At 72.2% G+C, this 14,644-nt stretch carries 11 protein-coding genes; 4 read left to right on the top strand and 7 right to left on the bottom strand.

What is annotated here, in order from left to right; genetic code table 11:
• Positions 1 to 218: 218 nt before the first annotated feature.
• The 7 genes from AACH11_RS12460 to AACH11_RS12430 form a co-directional block, all read right to left on the bottom strand.
• Positions 219 to 1,325, bottom strand: coding sequence for a reverse transcriptase domain-containing protein (locus AACH11_RS12460; RefSeq protein WP_341374560.1), 1,107 nt, complete (start codon positions 1,323 to 1,325; stop codon positions 219 to 221).
• Positions 1,322 to 1,636 carry a diversity-generating retroelement protein Avd gene (gene avd / locus AACH11_RS12455; RefSeq protein ID WP_341374559.1) on the bottom strand — a complete coding sequence of 105 codons (315 nt, stop codon included), beginning with the start codon at positions 1,634 to 1,636 and terminating at the stop codon, positions 1,322 to 1,324. The genes AACH11_RS12460 and avd overlap by 4 nt, the downstream gene beginning before the upstream one ends.
• A 316-nt stretch (positions 1,637 to 1,952) precedes the next feature.
• Positions 1,953 to 3,452, bottom strand: coding sequence for a formylglycine-generating enzyme family protein (locus AACH11_RS12450; RefSeq protein ID WP_341374558.1), 1,500 nt, complete (start codon positions 3,450 to 3,452; stop codon positions 1,953 to 1,955).
• 39 nt (positions 3,453 to 3,491) lie between these two features.
• Positions 3,492 to 5,612 carry a protein kinase family protein gene (locus AACH11_RS12445; RefSeq protein ID WP_341374557.1) on the bottom strand — a complete coding sequence of 707 codons (2,121 nt, stop codon included), beginning with the start codon at positions 5,610 to 5,612 and terminating at the stop codon, positions 3,492 to 3,494.
• 29 nt (positions 5,613 to 5,641) lie between these two features.
• Positions 5,642 to 6,556 carry a PP2C family protein-serine/threonine phosphatase gene (locus tag AACH11_RS12440; protein WP_341374556.1) on the bottom strand — a complete coding sequence of 305 codons (915 nt, stop codon included), beginning with the start codon at positions 6,554 to 6,556 and terminating at the stop codon, positions 5,642 to 5,644.
• Positions 6,553 to 8,031 carry an FHA domain-containing protein gene (locus AACH11_RS12435; protein ID WP_341374555.1) on the bottom strand — a complete coding sequence of 493 codons (1,479 nt, stop codon included), beginning with the start codon at positions 8,029 to 8,031 and terminating at the stop codon, positions 6,553 to 6,555. Before AACH11_RS12435 ends, AACH11_RS12440 begins: the two co-directional genes overlap by 4 nt.
• Positions 8,032 to 8,099: 68 nt before the next feature.
• Entirely contained in the window at positions 8,100 to 11,105 is a 3,006-nt protein-coding gene (locus AACH11_RS12430) for an FtsW/RodA/SpoVE family cell cycle protein (RefSeq protein ID WP_341374554.1), read from the bottom strand.
• Between the two features lie 309 nt (positions 11,106 to 11,414).
• On the opposite strand from AACH11_RS12430, the gene AACH11_RS12425 reads away from it, so the two are divergent.
• From AACH11_RS12425 to AACH11_RS12410, 4 genes are all read left to right on the top strand, one after another.
• A complete protein-coding gene (locus AACH11_RS12425; RefSeq protein ID WP_341374553.1) occupies positions 11,415 to 11,630 on the top strand; it encodes a hypothetical protein in 216 nt (71 codons plus the stop codon).
• A 379-nt stretch (positions 11,631 to 12,009) separates the two neighbouring features.
• Positions 12,010 to 13,569 carry a flavin monoamine oxidase family protein gene (locus AACH11_RS12420; protein WP_341374598.1) on the top strand — a complete coding sequence of 520 codons (1,560 nt, stop codon included), beginning with the start codon at positions 12,010 to 12,012 and terminating at the stop codon, positions 13,567 to 13,569.
• Positions 13,570 to 13,586: 17 nt separating this feature from the next.
• The gene (locus AACH11_RS12415; RefSeq protein WP_341374552.1) at positions 13,587 to 14,045 is read left to right on the top strand and encodes a c-type cytochrome; all 459 of its coding nucleotides are present in this window, start codon (positions 13,587 to 13,589) and stop codon (positions 14,043 to 14,045) included.
• Positions 14,046 to 14,098: 53 nt separating this feature from the next.
• Positions 14,099 to 14,635: a RidA family protein gene (locus tag AACH11_RS12410; RefSeq protein WP_341374551.1), complete on the top strand. Its 537-nt coding sequence runs from the start codon at positions 14,099 to 14,101 to the stop codon at positions 14,633 to 14,635.
• Positions 14,636 to 14,644 lie beyond the last annotated feature (9 nt).

Below are 14,644 nucleotides of genomic sequence, written 5' to 3'. Positions count from 1 at the left end.
CCGGGTGGGGGATGCGGGCGACCAAACGGAAACCGATGTTGTTGTTGCGGTTGCCGGGGGTGTTCCTGTTGCGGTTGGACAGGGCGAGCCTGTCGTCGTTGTTGTTGAAAGAGGCCCCGCGCACCGAGCGCGGGCCGGACACCCCGGTCTGGAAGGTCGGGCGGGCACCATCGCGTCGCGGTTGCGGCTGATGGCGCGAAGCAGTCTAGCGGCAGTTGTCAGCGTGGCCGTGGCCTGGTGCGCGCTCGACGAGTTTCGCCTTCCGGGTCGAACCAGCCTGCACTGAACCAGCGCCGTCGCAGCAAGAAGGTGTCGGCATGACGGGCATGCGCCACCCAAGCCGCCACGGTACGACGCACCTCGGCTTCGTCCCGCAGGCCTCGCGTCCAGTCCAGCCGGGCCCGGCGTACCCGTTCGGCAGCCCGGGACACATTGGCCTGCGGCAGGCGCCGGTGGCGATCCGGCCACAGTTCCAGGCCCAGAAACGTCGCTGGATGGCAGGTGCACAGGGCCTGCGTCTTGATGGGGTGCAGCCGCAGGCGCCGTCGGTCCAGAAAGCCCTGGACCTGACGTTGCAGGTCCAGGGCCTCGTCCGCGCTGTGGCAGAACAGCGCGAAGTCGTCCAGGTAACGCAGATAGCCAGGCAGGCGCAGCACCTCCTTGACCCAATGGTCCAGCGGGTTCAGCACGAGATTGGCCAGCCACTGGCTGGTCAGGTTGCCCAGCGGCAAGCCACGGCGTCGCTCCCAGGGGGTGAACAGGTCGTCGCCCGGAAAGTAGGCATTCACCGGCTCTTGAGGATTGCTGCCGTCGATGATCGCGTCCACCACGGCCAGGGTGCGTGGGCAGGCCACCCAGCGGCGCACCTCGTGCTTGGCCACGGCATGGTCGATGGAAGGGAAGAAGCGGTGGATGTCACAGCGCAGCACCCAGGGGTGTGTGTCGCGGAACTGTTCATAGCGGGCGATGGCCCGGTGCTGCCCGCGCCCAGGCAGGCTGGCGAAGCTATCGCTGATGAAGCTGCGCTGCGTGAGGGGGCCCAGTACGCCGTGCAGAGCCTGGTGGACCACGCGGTCTGCGAAGGGGGCGATGGAAATGTGGCGTGTCTTGGGCTCGCGCACCATCACCTTGCGGTAGCCGCCAGGCTGCCACTGGCCGCTGTAGAGCGCATCACTCAGGCGCAGCAGGTTCGGTTCCAGGCGGAACAGAAAGGCCGCGGCATCGGGGCGTTCGCGCTTGCCCTGGGCCGCGCGTCGGGTGGCGGCGAGCAGCGCGGGGAAGCTGGCCACCTGGTCGAACAGGTCGGCGGCGGGGCGGCGTCTCATGCAGTGCTCGGTCCCAGCCGCTTGAGCCAGGCGCCCAGGCGGCGGCCGATGTCGTCGATCTCGCGGGCCGCATGCTCGTAGCGGCGCACGTCGGCCAGACGCAGGTTGTAGGCCACCCGCCACAACAGGCGCTGCTTTTCCAGCAGCAGATTGGCGCGCTGCAACTCGGCGCGAGGGGACTTGCGGTACTGGGCCTCCACCAGCACGTCCATCAGGTCCAGCGCCAGGCTTTGCAGACGGTCGCCCAGCAGGAAACGCTGGCTGCGCGGGAACTGCTCCAGCACCGGCACCAGCCAGGTGATGTAGAGCACGGTCCGTTCCAAGGCCTGTCCGCCGCGGGCCCCTGGCGGGTCTGCGGGCGTCGGCACCCGGTTGGAGGTGGACGATGGTGGGACGGGTGGATGCATGGTCATTGGATCTGCGCGCCGGCGATGGACCGTGGGAAGCCCCGCGCCATCGGCGACGCCGCTGGTGCTGGACCGGCCGCCGTGCGCGCGCGCGCGGCGTCGCGCGGCGGGGGCTGCCGCCCCCGCACCCCCGACACCGGCCTGCGGCGCATCCGCGTGTGTGCGGTGCACTGACGTTTGGCGTAAGGGGGTAAAGGCATCAAGGGGTCACGCGCCATGGTCATGGCGCGATCCGGGCGACCAAACGGAAACCGATGTAGCTGTAGCGGTCGCCGGGGGTGTACCAGAGGCGGTAGGACAGGGCGAGCCTGACGTCGAAGTTGACGAAAGAGGCCCCGCGCACAGAGCGCGGGCCGGACACCCCGGCGGGCGCCTCGCGGCCATGCAGCGGCAGCGCACTGCGTTGGTCACGCCAGGGCGAGGCCGTCCATTCCCAGACGTTGCCGATCATGTCGTGGAGGCGGTAGCCGTTCTTCAGCCGCTCGCCGACGGGCTTGGCCCCGCCGTGGCATTTGTAGTTCTGCCCATGCCGGCAGGTCTCCGCATCGCTGGCGCCGTCGTCCCACAGGTACTTTTCGGTGTAACGCCCGCCACGAGCGGCAAACTCCCACTCCAACTCGCTGGGTAGCCCGATGCTGTCGATGCGCAACGGCGCACCGTTGGCCTGGCCCTGGGCCCGCATCTGGCCGGCGTACTTGCGGGCAAACCAGGCGGCGTAGGCCTCGGCATCGGTGACGTTGACGCAGGCCACGGGCAGCTTGTCGTCGCTGGAATAGGCCTTGTCGTCCCAGTTGCAGTAGGTGTCGCTGGCTTTCTCCGGCCGGTAGCCGCTGTCGTTGATGAAGGCCTTCCACTGGCCGACCGTGGTTTCGGTGCTGGCCATGGCGTAGCGGTGCTTGAAGTCGATGCGCAGCGCATCGCTGCCCGTGCCCAGCGTCACCGGGCCGGGGTTGGGGATGAGCACGAAGGTGGGGCAGGCCGCGCCGCAGCCGGGTACGGTGATGTCGCTCAGGTCGGGCGGCAGGGGGGCGGTGGTCGTGGTGGTGGATGGTGCGGGCTGCGGGGCCGTGGTTCTGGCCACCGGGGCTGGGGGCTGGCGGGTGGCGGCGGCTGCCGCCGCGGCACTGGCAGCAGCAGCCGATGCCGCGGCGTTGGCGCTGGCCGTGGCCTTTTTCTCGGCTGCCAGCTGGGTGCGCAGGGTGGTGATGGTGTCCTGTTGCTCCTGGCTCTGGCGGCGCAGCCGGGTCAGCTCGGCGGTGCTGGCGCCGGCATCGCTCGCCGCAGCCTTCAGGCGCTTGACGGCCTCGTTGGCCTGGGCCAGCTCGGTGCGCAGGCTGGCGGCCTCGGCCCGGGCTGCGTCGCGCTCCAGGCGCAGGGCGGCCAGTTGCTCGGGGTTGGCCTTGCCGGACTGGACTTCGGCCGCAGCGGCGGCGCGCTCGGCCTGGGTGGCGCGGGCGTTGGCGGCATCGGCGGCCTGCTGGGCGGCCTTGGCCTTGGCTTGTTCGCGGCCCAGGGCCTCGCGCAGCTGGGCGGCTTCCTTCCGGGCCTCGGCCAGCTCGGCCGGCGTGGGGTAGCCCAGGGGCGGGGCGCTGATGGCCTGTGCGCGGGCAGGCAGCCCGGGCCAGGCCGCCAGGGCCAGCAGCAAGGCCAGGGTCAGGGCGGCAGGGCGGGCAGGCAGCGGCGCCGGGTGGGAAGGGGGGGCAACAGGCCGGGGCGGCATGGGGGGACTCCGGTGCGGGGGTGGGCAGGCGGTGGGGCGTCAGCCCGGGGTGGCGGCGGGCAGGTAGCAGGGGTCCTGGCCAGCCTCCAGGCGCTGGGCATAGACCTCTGCCGAGGGGATGTAGAACTCGCGGTTGACCGCCTGCTTGCGGTCCAGCGCCAGCAGGCTGGCCAGGGCCGGGCGCAGCGCGTCGGGCTGGCGGCCCTGGGGCGCGCCGTAGCAGCTGCTCAGGTGCACCTGCAGCAGTTCCGCCATGGGCCAGGCGGTGCGCTGGTGCAGGCGGGCCAGGGCGGCGGCACGGGCGTCCGGTGCGGCGGGGGGTTGGCCGCGGGCGGGGGGGTGGCCGCGGCCGGCCTGTTCCTCCAACTGCCGGCCACTTTCCAAGGCCTGCCGCAGCAGGCGGTGGCCCAGCGGCGGGCCGTCCGCCCGGCCGTCTTCGGGCGCCTGCAGGGCGGCATCGGGCGCATCGGCCAGCAGGGCCAGGGCGCGCAGGTTGGCCTCGCGCACCGCCGCAAGGGTGGCAGCATCGGCCTCGGCCGCAGCGCCGGCGGCGCGGGGCGGCAGCTGCGGCGTGGCACCCAGCTCGGCAGTGATGGCGCGGGTAGGCAGAGCGTCGTCCAGCACGCCGGCCAGGCGCAGCAGCGCGGGGGCCAGCGTGGCCTGCACGGGGCTGTCGGCCCGCACCTGGGCGGCCAGGCTGGCGCGGGCCAGCTGGCCCACCGTGGGTGCCAGCGCCACGGCCAGGGCGCCGCGGCCCTGCACGGCGGCCACGGCCAGCGCACCGGCGGCCGTGGCCGCCAGCAGGCGGCGGTGGTGGCGCGCGCCCCAGGCGGTGGTGGTGCGGGCGGCGGCCTGCAGCGGCCGGCCCTGGCGGCGGGCCCAGGCCGTGGCCGCGCCTGCGGCGGTGCGGGCACGCAGGGCGGCCAGGTCGGTCCAGCGGCTGCCTTCGGCGACGGCGAGGGGGCGGGTGGGGATGATGAGCTGGAATTCGACGCGGCTGGCACTGTCACCGGGGCCGAGCTTGAACCGGGTTTCCAGCTGGGACCACAGGCTACGGTGGGGCGGGTTCGCCCGCGCCGTCGGGTCGGCGTCTTGCGCATCCGCGGGCGGGCGTTCGCAGGCCTGCAGGTCCTTGGCGAAGCTGCGCAGAAAGGCCAGCTCGGTCTGCATGGGGCCGACCGTGTCCTGCGCACTGCGGTGGGCCGGGCCATCCACGCCCCAGTGGAGGGCGATGGCGTTGCTGAATTGACGCAGGAAGTTCTGCGCTTCGCTGCACCAGACCAGCAGCGTGTGGCCCAGGGCCCACAGGTCGGTGCCCCAGTCGATGCCGTCCAGCCGCCGCAGGCGCATGCGCACTTGCGGCTCTTTCTTCGCCTCGCGGAAGCAGGCCTGCAGGTAGGGGGACCAGTTGTCGTTGTCGCCTTCGTGGGGAAGGCGGTTGACGCCGGGGGCAAAGCCAAGTTCGAAGTCGATCAGGCGCAACGGCAAGGCCCGCAGGTCCCAATGGCCACGGGCGATGTCGCGGTCGGCGCGCCAGTGGCTGCCTGGCGGAAAGGCCAGGCACAGGTTGCCGGGCTTGACGTCGACGTGCACGAAGCCGAGCTGGCTGAGCTTGTCCAGCGCGATCAGCGCCTGGCGGGTGAGCGCCGCCAGAAAGCGCGGCTGGGCGAACAGTGGCAGCGGCAGCCCGGCGTTGCCCACGCTGGTGCAGGGCGCAAAGACTTGCCACATGTCCAGGTTGGGGCCGGCGTCCTTGGTGCGCACGGCGCGGTAGGCCAGCCGCGTTGCCTTGGTGCTCTGCTCGAAATGGGCCACGTGGTTGCGCAGGCCGGCCAGTCCTTGAGGGTCCATGTCGGCCAGCTTCTTCAGCACATCGGTCTCGTTGACCTGCAGGGCGTCGTACTCGGGCTCGTAGACCTTGCGCCACCAGACCTCGCCTTTGTGCGGCGGCTCGCGCTTGACCTTGCTGCGGTCAGCGCTGGGGGCGGGGTTGCCCTCCTCGTCCCCGTTGGCGATGCGCCAGCGCCGGGCCGTGTCCTCCCAGGCGCGGGCCTCCTCGGCGGCGTCCAGGCTCTGGCTGAGCACCAGCTCGCGCACGGCCAGCAGGGCCCACTGGCGCAGGGCCGCGGGGGCGGGCGAACGATTGGCAGGCGAATGCACGCCTCCGATCACGGATGTGCGGCGGCGGGTCACGGCTCAACTTCCTCCCGGTACTGTTCTGACTGGCGCAGGATTGCCAGAACGGTGATGTCGTCCTCGCTGCCGCGCTCGATGGCGGTTTGTATCAGATGGTGCAGCAGCGCCGGCAGGGCAGCCGCCGCCGGGTTGGCGCTGCCCAGGTGCCGGGCCAGCACGGTGTGCCAGTCGGCATCCGACAGGACAGCGTGCAGACCATCGGAGGCCAGCAGCAGCAGATCGCCTTCGGCCAGCGCCAGCGGCACCCACTCGGGCTCGCCCAGGCAGCCAATGCCCACCATGTGGGCGGGTTGCAGGGCGTCCTCATCGTCGTCCAGCAGCGGCTGTGTGGCGCCAGTGCTGCGGCGCAGGTGGGCGTAGGTCTGGTCGTGCAGCAGTGGTTGCACGGACCAGCCGGGGGGCAGCAGGGGGACGTCCTGTGCGGGCGGCGGCACCACGCGCAGCAGCCGGCAGTCGCCCACGCGGGTGGCCCAGCCGCTGCCGTCGGGCTGCAGCCAGCAGGCCGCGCCGGTGGCGGCGCCAGGCTCTTGGGTGAGTTTGCGCAGCGCCTTGGCCACAGCAGCATCGGCATTGCCCAGGAAGCTGCGCTGACGCTGCGGCGGCCGCGGCCCCTGCAGCCAGTGCTGCACCAGGGCCAGGGCCGCCACATCGCCTGCCGCGCCGTTGGTGACCCCGTCGGCCACGGCAGCGGCCAGGCCGGTGCCGTCAGGCAGCGTGCGCCAGCACGCGCCGGCGCAGTCCTGGTTGAGGTGGTGGGGGCCGGCGTGGCTGGCCCAGGCCACGGCCCACGGGCCACCCCGGGCCATGGCCTGGCCGCCGCCCGGCTCCGGCAGGGGCTGGGGGGCGTTGCGCAGGCCGCGGCGGAACCAGGCGCGCCACAGGCCCAGCAGATGTGCGGCCCAGCTCATGTCAGGTCCGTGGCGCGGCCCAGGGGCGGCAGCGCGGTGGTGTGGCCGGCAACGGCCAACTGGGTGACGCGGCGGCGGCTGCCGCCGGCGGTAGCCGGTGCCGCAGCAGCCGGCGAGAGCACGAGGTGGAAGTTCAGCACCGGGTCGTCGGGCAGCGGGCCCAGCCGCAGCCAGCCGGCGGCGGGCAGGCGCTGGGGCTGCCGCGAGGGCAAGGGCTTTTCGGCATCGCCGGCCAGGGCATCGAGCAGGGCACTGCCGTTGCGGCTGCGGTCTTCCACCGTCCATTGGCCCTGCTCGTCCAGTGCCAAGACCAGGTGTTCGCCGCTGACGTGCCGGTGGTTGGCCTGAACGGTGGCCTCGTCGGCCGCGCCCACGGTGGCCGGGCCGTTGGACAGGCGCCAGCGCCGTACGGCGGGCGTGCCGGCCGCGCCGGGCACCTGGCCCCACAGCAGCAGCTCGGGCGTGCCTTGCGGGCCGGCGGTGAGGGGGGCAGGGCTGGCCGTGCCCGTGCCCGTGGCAGAGAGGGGGGGAGCGGCCGACGGGGCGGGGGCTGCCTGGCCCAGTTCCAGCTGACCGGTGTAGGTGTAGGGCAGGCTGACGTTGTCGCGGCCGCAGACGACCAGCACCTCGCTGGCCTCGCGGGGCAGGCTGTCGCCGCGCTTGAAGTCCAGCTTCAGCCGCAGCGTGTTGAGGCGGCCGGCGCAGGGCGTGCCGGCAAAGGCGCGCTCGACGATCTGGCGCGCGATGGCCGGGTTCTGCTGGTGCGCGGCCATCAGCCCGCGCAGCGGGGCCTGGTTGCCGGGGGTGAGGTACAGCGTCAGCTCCCACAGCTGGTAGCGGCAGTCCACGGTGTCCAGCAGCATGCGCAGTTCCTGCTCGTCGATCTGCTCGGCGATCTGCTGCAGGGCCTGGGTCAGTTGCTGGGCGGCGCTGGGTGCGGCTCGCTGGCCGCTGGGCTCCAGCCGGGGCTCGGGCAAGGGGGCCGCGGTGGCGGTGGGCTCGGGGGTGAAGAGCTGGCGCAGGTTGGGCAGTTTCATGGTGGGGGTGCTCGGATCGGGGTGGTGAGGGTGGCGGGGCGGGGTGGCGTGGAGGCCGGTGGTGGCCGTGTCTGCCGTGGCGGTGGGGTGTGCGGCGTTGGGGCTGGGGCTGAGGGACCGCGGCGGGGCATGCCAGGGTGCCCAGCCGATGTGCAGCTCAGGCTGCTGCAGGTCGGGGATGACCAGCACCTGCACGTCGGCGCCGTCGGCGGCCAGGCGCCGGGCCAGGCGTTGCGGGTCAGGGCTGGCCCGGGCGATGTCGGCCCAGGCGGGCCCCAGCCGCAGCTCTGCCGTGGCGGCGCGCTGCAGGCCGGCGCGCCGGGAGGTGTGCTCGTGCCAGACCTGCAGCACCGCCAGGTGCAGCGCGGGCCAGCGGGTGGGGTTGGCCGGCAGTGGGTGGCGGGTGGTGGCGTTGTCGAGGTGGGGTGGCGGGTGCATCGGGGTGTCCTGGGGTTGCCTCTTCTGTTCCTACGCAGGCCGGGCCTTTTTTGTTCAGGCCCCGGCGGTCAAGGCCGCACAGCAGGGGCGCGCACCGCCTCGCCAGCGCGCAACAGCAGCGCGGCCTCCATGGCGGCGTTGGGGGCGCGGTCGTTGCCGGCATCGAGGTGGCCGGTGCTGGCGGACCAGTTGCGCTCCACCAGCACCACGGTGACCAGGGCCTCGCCGCCCGGCCGGGCCGGCTCCAGCAGCACCGCCCACTTCATGGGGTAGAGGGCGCATTGCAGGCTGTCCCTGGCCGCAGCGGCGGGCAGGGGCTGCGAGGCGGCGCGCCGCTGGTCCTGGTGGTCGAACACGGCGCGGCAGCGGGCAGCACGCTCGGCCACCGTCCAGCCGGCCTGGGGAAACAGGCTGGTGCCGGTCTTCATGGCCAGGCCCATGTCCTGGCAGCCGTGGGGGCCGAAGACGCTGATACAGGCGCCGCGGCCGGTGCCCACCAGGGGCACACGCTGCAGGCCTTCCAGGATGAGTGCCGCGTGGGCAGGCTTGAAGCCGGTGGGCTGGGAGGTGCTGGCGGCCGTGGCCGTGCCGGCCAGCAGGTGGGGCGGCACGTAGCGGGCCTCGCCGCGTGCCGCTGCGGCCAGGCGCTGGTAGAGCTGGGCCACGGCCAGCGGGTGGCTGCGGGCCGTGCCCTGTCCCCACAGCGGTGCCACCAGGGCCGCCAGTTGCTCGCCGCTGCAGCCGCGCCAGCGCTGGTCGTGCGGCAGGGCGTGGCAGCGCTGGGCGGCAGCCAGCTCGCGGGCGGCACTGGCGCCGGCAGGGGGCCAGGCGGGCAAGGTCAGCGGCAAGCCGGCAAGGCGCAGGTGGGGCGCCTCAGGCTCACCGGGGCTGGCGGGCAGCAGGTCGGCACCCTGGGCCAGTTGCAGCTCGGCCACACGGCGGGCCAGCGTGGCGGGGCCGGCGCAGTGGGCCGGCTGGCCGCCAGGTGCAAAGCACAGCAGATGGTCGATGAAAAAGGGTGTGTCGGACGCGGCCAGGGCGGCCAGCAGCTGCGCCTTCGGGGCGCCGCTCAGCCAGCGTTCGCCGCCGGGCATGTTCAGCAGCGCATCGGCCAACAGCAGCTTGAGGGTGGAGGCCACCATGTCGTCGGCACGCAGGGCCTGCTGGGACAGCCGGCCGGGGCGGGCCAGGCGGCGCTGGGCCTCGGGGGCACAGCCGTCGGGCCGTGGGGTGTTGGCCATCTGGGCGGCCGAGCAGAGGCTGCGGCCGTGGGCCGTGGCCAGCAGGGCACCATCGCGCTGGCGCAGCGTCACCAGGCTGACGGACCGCACGGCGGCGCCTTCCAGCCGCTGGGCATAGCGCGCAGCCAGCGTGGCCGGCACCAGCGCCTGGCAGGCCGGGCTGGCCTGGCCGGTGAGGCAGGCCACCAGTTGATCGGCACGCGCCTGCAACGGGGCGTGCAAGGTGGTGGTGACATCACCGCGCTGCGGCAGGCGCAGGCCGGCGTGCTGGCGCTGCTGCACCAAGGGCGCGAGGTCGGCAGACTGCTGCAGCGCCAGCCGCAGGGCGTCATCAGCCGGGGCCAGCAGGGGGGCACTGGCGGGGGCTTGCACCGGGGTGGGGCCGGTCGATGCGGGCAGGCACACCGCCTGCGTCACGGCCGGCACACCGGGCAGGCCCTGCAAAGGGGTGCCGTCGGCGGAACGCACGCAGCCGGGCAACGGCGCCCAGGGGTTGGTGCGCCCGCTGGCCAGGCGCTGCGGCGCCGGATCGTGCAGGCGCTGGTACAGGCCGTAGGCCACGGCCACCAGCGCCATCACGCAGGCCGTGGTGGCGACGCCCGAAACGGCTCGCCACAGCGGCGACTGTCCGCCAATCGCCGAACGTGAACCCGGCCGGGGCATGACGAGCGCCACGGCCACCGCGGTACAGACCATGGCCACCCGCCCCCAGGACAGCAGCGGCATGGGCACGCCGGTGAGCGGCAGCAGCCCCAGGTTGCCCAGCACGGTGACGAACAGCTGCGCCAGCAGCATCAGGGCATAGAGCCCCCCGGTGGCAGCGGCCAGGCCGGTGGTGTCGACGCCATGGCGGGGCGCTGTGCCCCAGGCCGCCAAGCGGATCAAGGTCAACAGCCAGCAGGCCACGGCCGCGGTGATGGCCCAGGCGGCCACCGGGCCCCACAGGCCGAGCGCGGCGGGGGTGTAGTCGCTCTGGGTCTCGGTAGGCAGGCCGAGGCAGCGGCCGATCAGCGTGCCGGCATGGCCGCACCAGGGTGTCGCGCCCAGGCCAAAGTGCCCGTGCGCCGCAGCCTGCAGGAACCAGGTGATCTGCGCCAGGTACTCCTGCCGGGCCGAGTAGGGGGTGTGCCAAGCCTGCATGCGGCCAGCCGGCGTCAGGAGGGGCAGAAGGCCAAGCAGCGCAGCGATGCCGGCCGTAGCGGCCAGGCTGGCAGCGACCCAGCGTGCGCCGGGGCTTTGCAGCACCGGCGGCAGCAACCGGGTGACGCAAGCCGCACCCAGCAGCACCAGCGCCAGGGCAATGACCAGCAGTGGCCCCTTGTCGTCGCTGGCCCACAGGCCGAGCGCCATGACCAGCAGCACCACAGCGGCCAGCAGCAGGTTGCGGCCCAGGGACAGTTGCGCGTGCTGCCAGCGGTACAGGGCCCAAGCCACCAGGGTGCAGGCAGGCAAGCGCAGCAACTCCACCGTGACCGCAGGGCGCACAGGTAACAAGCCGGTAGACACCAGCTGACGGGACAACCACTGCAAGGGCGGCCTGGCCGAGGCGGGCAAGCCCGGCACGGCATGGAGCTTGTGCGCCCAGTGCAGAACACCGATGGCGAGCACCAGGCCCAGGCTGAGCAGCGCCCCCAGGCCCCAGCGCCGCCCGGCAGGCAGGGCATACCAGCGCGCCAAGCCACGCACGCACAACAAGGTCAGTGGGTCGCGGGCCAGCCACAGCAGCAGGCCGAGTGCAGCCGCTACGGCCAGCGTGATCTGCTGCTGTCGGCCATAGTCACGGGCAAAACTGGGGCCGTGTCGTCCCCAGTCGTCCAGCCAAAGGACGGACAAGGCGCACAGCGCAGCGCACAGACACAGAGACAGGGCGGCCAGACGCTGAGTGTGGACTGAAGCCGGGGGGGCGAAGGTCGGCGGCATCGGGCATCCAGTAGGGGGGGATGCCTGTCTCTACGCAGAGTCTTGCAATTTGTTCAGTGGACTTGTAATAGCGCGTAAATGCTTGGTGCCCGGATCATCTCGATGACTGTGTGATCAGTGAGTGCCTGCCGTGGGTTGGCGCGGCGATGCCGCTCCAGAAGCCGTCCACATCGACTCCAGTTCCACTGACTGCTGTCCGATGGCTTCCGCCACCATCCCCGGATGCCCCCGCCCCCTCCCAGCCTGCAGTTCCTGCCCAGCCGGCGGCTGATGTGCTTCATCGTCAGCCTGGACGGCGCTGCTTCCACCCTCTACTTCCTGCCGCCGCCGCGCTTGCTGGAGGGCTTGCGCACGGCGCGGGCGCTGATGAGCTTCGACGGCCTGCACCGGGCCGACGATGCGCTCGACGAGCTGCTGCCCTGGGCCGGCAGCGTCTGAGCGCCTGCCGGCACACCGCTTGACGGCTGCACCGCCCTGGTGCGCTCCGCACATCGTCGGGCCGTCCGGCTCCCGGCGCTGGTGCCTGGCAGTCTGACTGCGGCATCGCCTCAGCAACAGTGATTCGACGCGTGCTCGGCCGGCGTCGAAGAATGGGCTCGCCCACGGCAGAGGATCCTGGTTTCGGTGGTCAGACACCGATGCAGGGCCGACGCGTGCGGTCGTGCCTGCCGTTGGATCCGAGGGGATGAGGGTGACCGGTCGGTCATCCGCCTGATGATGCGGCGGGGCGCCCGCGGCCGTGGTCTTCCGCACAGACGAGGACCGAAGCTTGCAAGCCCCAGAACTGAATGCGCCCAGCCGGCGCGAGCTGCTGACGATGATCGGCAAGGTGGCCGGTGGTGCCGCCATGTACCAGGCCATGGCCTCGCTCGGCCATGCGGCCGAATCCTCCTATCACGGGCCGGTCAAGCTCTCGGGCGCGCCGCGCGGGGCCAAGGTGCTGGTGCTGGGCGCCGGTCTGGCCGGCATGACGGCGGCCTACGAGCTGCGCGCGGCCGGCTACCAGGTGCAGATCCTGGAGTTCAACGGCCGTGCCGGTGGCCGCAACTGGAGCCTGCGCGGCGGTGACCGCTACACCGAGCTGGGCGGGGCCACGCAGCAGGTGGACTTCGCGCCCGGCAACTACATCAACCCGGGTCCGTGGCGCATTCCTTACCACCATCATGCGGTGCTCGACTACTGCCAGCGCCTGGGCGTGGCGCTCGAGCCCTTCATGCAGGTCAACTACAACGCCTATCTGCACCAGACGGGCGCCTTCGGCGGCAAGCCGCAGCGCTTCCGCCATGTGCAGTCGGACCTGAACGGCCATGTGGCCGAGCTGCTGGCCAAGGCCGCGCGCCAGGGCGCGCTCGACGACCGCCTGAGCGCCGAGGACCGCCAGAAGCTGCTGGAAGGCCTGAAGTCCTGGGGCGCGCTCGACAAGGACTACCGCTTCGTCGCCAGCGCCAACACCAGCGACCGCCGCGGCTACGACATCGATCCGGGCGGCGGCCTGATGCCGCTGGCCAAGCCCTCGCAGCCGATCGACCTGAAGGACATCACCGTCTCGGGCATGTGGGGCCAGGTGGCGGCCGGCAACATCTACGAGTTCCACAGCGCGATCTTCCAGCCGGCGGGGGGCATGGATGCGATCGGCAAGGCCTTCGAGCGTGAGCTCAAGGGTCTGATCCGCTACCACGCCAAGGTCACGCGCATCGCGCAAAGTGAGCGGCAGGTGACGGTCAGCTATGTCGATGCGAAGAGCGGCGGTGCCGAGCGCCAGGCCACGGCCGACTGGTGCGTGTGCACCATCCCGCTGTCCATCCTCAGCCAGATCGACGTGCAGGTCGGTGACCCGATGAAGCAGGCGATCGCCGCCGTGCCCTACGGCGCCTCGGTCAAGGTCGGCCTGGAGTTCAAGCGCCGCTTCTGGGAGGAGGACGAGCGCATCTACGGCGGCATCACGCAGACCAATCTGCCGATCCGCAGCATCTCCTACCCGTCCAACGGCTACTTCTCGAAGGGGCCGGCGGTGCTGCTGGGCGCCTACATGTGGGACAACGCCCATGCCTTCCGCATGAGCGCGCTGACGCCGGAAGAGCGGGTGCGCGTGGCCGTCGAGATGGGTTCGAAGATCCACCCGCAGTACCGCCAGGAGTTCAAGTCCGGCGTGTCGGTGGCCTGGAACCGCGTGCCCTTCATCAACGGCTGCTACGCCCGCTGGACGGACGAGCTGCGCGAGCAGCACTACCGCAACCTGTGCGCGGTCGACGGCCGCATCGTGCTGGCCGGCGAGCACGCGTCCTACATCCCGGCCTGGATGGAAGGCGCGGTGCTGTCCTCGCTGGACGCGATCCAGCGCCTGCACGGCAAGGCCACCGCGATGGCCGCGGCCTGAACCCGGAGCCACCATCCATGCCTTCCGCGAGCCTCATTGCCATGATCCGTACCGTCAGCACCGCCGCGCTGTGCGGCGCCCTCAGCCTGTCGGCCGTCGCCCAGGGCGTGGCGCCGCGCCTGAGCGATGCCGATCTCGTCGCCAGCTTCTCCGCCACCCCGTCGCGCTTCACCCAGCAGGGGGGTGAGGTGCTCTACCGCTCGATCTGCGCGGCCTGCCACATGCCCGACGGCAACGGTGCGCGCACCGGCTCGGGCATGTTCCCCTCGCTGCGCGAGAACCCGCGGCTGGCCGCGGCGGCCTATCCGGCGCTGGTCGTGCTCAACGGCCTGCACGGCATGCCGCCTTTCGGCCACCAGCTCGATGACCAGCAGATCGCCGATGTGGTCAACCATGTGCGCACCCAGTTCGGCAACCGCCACACGGATGCCATGACGGCCGTCGCCGTCAAGGCGCTGCGGCCGGCCAAGCCCTGAGCCCCGAGCCCGCGCCTCCAGCGTCCCTCACCCTCGTCCTGAGCCTGAAGATGATGACCCTCTCCCCTGTCCTGCGCCCGGCCGCCGCCGTCTCCACCCTGGCCCTCGGCCTGCTGCTGACCGGCTGCGCCGCCCCGGGCGGCGAGCTGCTGCGCCACAAGATCCCGAACTCCAACTTCCCGATCGCCGCGGCGATCGAGGTGCCGGCCGACGCCACGCGCGTGCTGCTCTCGGGCAAGGTGCCGCCGGTGGTCGACAAGTCCCAACCGGCCACCTCGGCGGCCGCCTACGGTGGCGACACCCAGGGCCAGACCGAGGCCGTGCTCAAGGCCATCGACGCCCAGCTGGCCGGTCTCGGCCTGGGGCTGAAGGACGTGGTCAAGATGCAGGTCTACCTGGTCGGTGATCCGGCCCAGGGCGGCAAGATGGACTTCGCCGGCTTCATGCGCGGCTATTCGAAGTTCTTCGGCACCGCCGCGCAGCCGATGCTGCCGACCCGCTCGACCTTCCAGGTCAGCGCGCTGGCCAACCCGGCCTATCTGGTCGAGATCGAGGTCGAGGCGGTGCGCATGCCGCTGCGCAAGCCCTGAGCCGACAGC

Origin of the sequence: Pseudaquabacterium rugosum (genome assembly GCF_038066575.1) — a bacterium.
Classification (GTDB): Bacteria; Pseudomonadota; Gammaproteobacteria; order Burkholderiales; family Burkholderiaceae_C; genus Pseudaquabacterium; species Pseudaquabacterium rugosum.
This window is presented reverse-complemented; position numbering and strand designations above follow the sequence as displayed.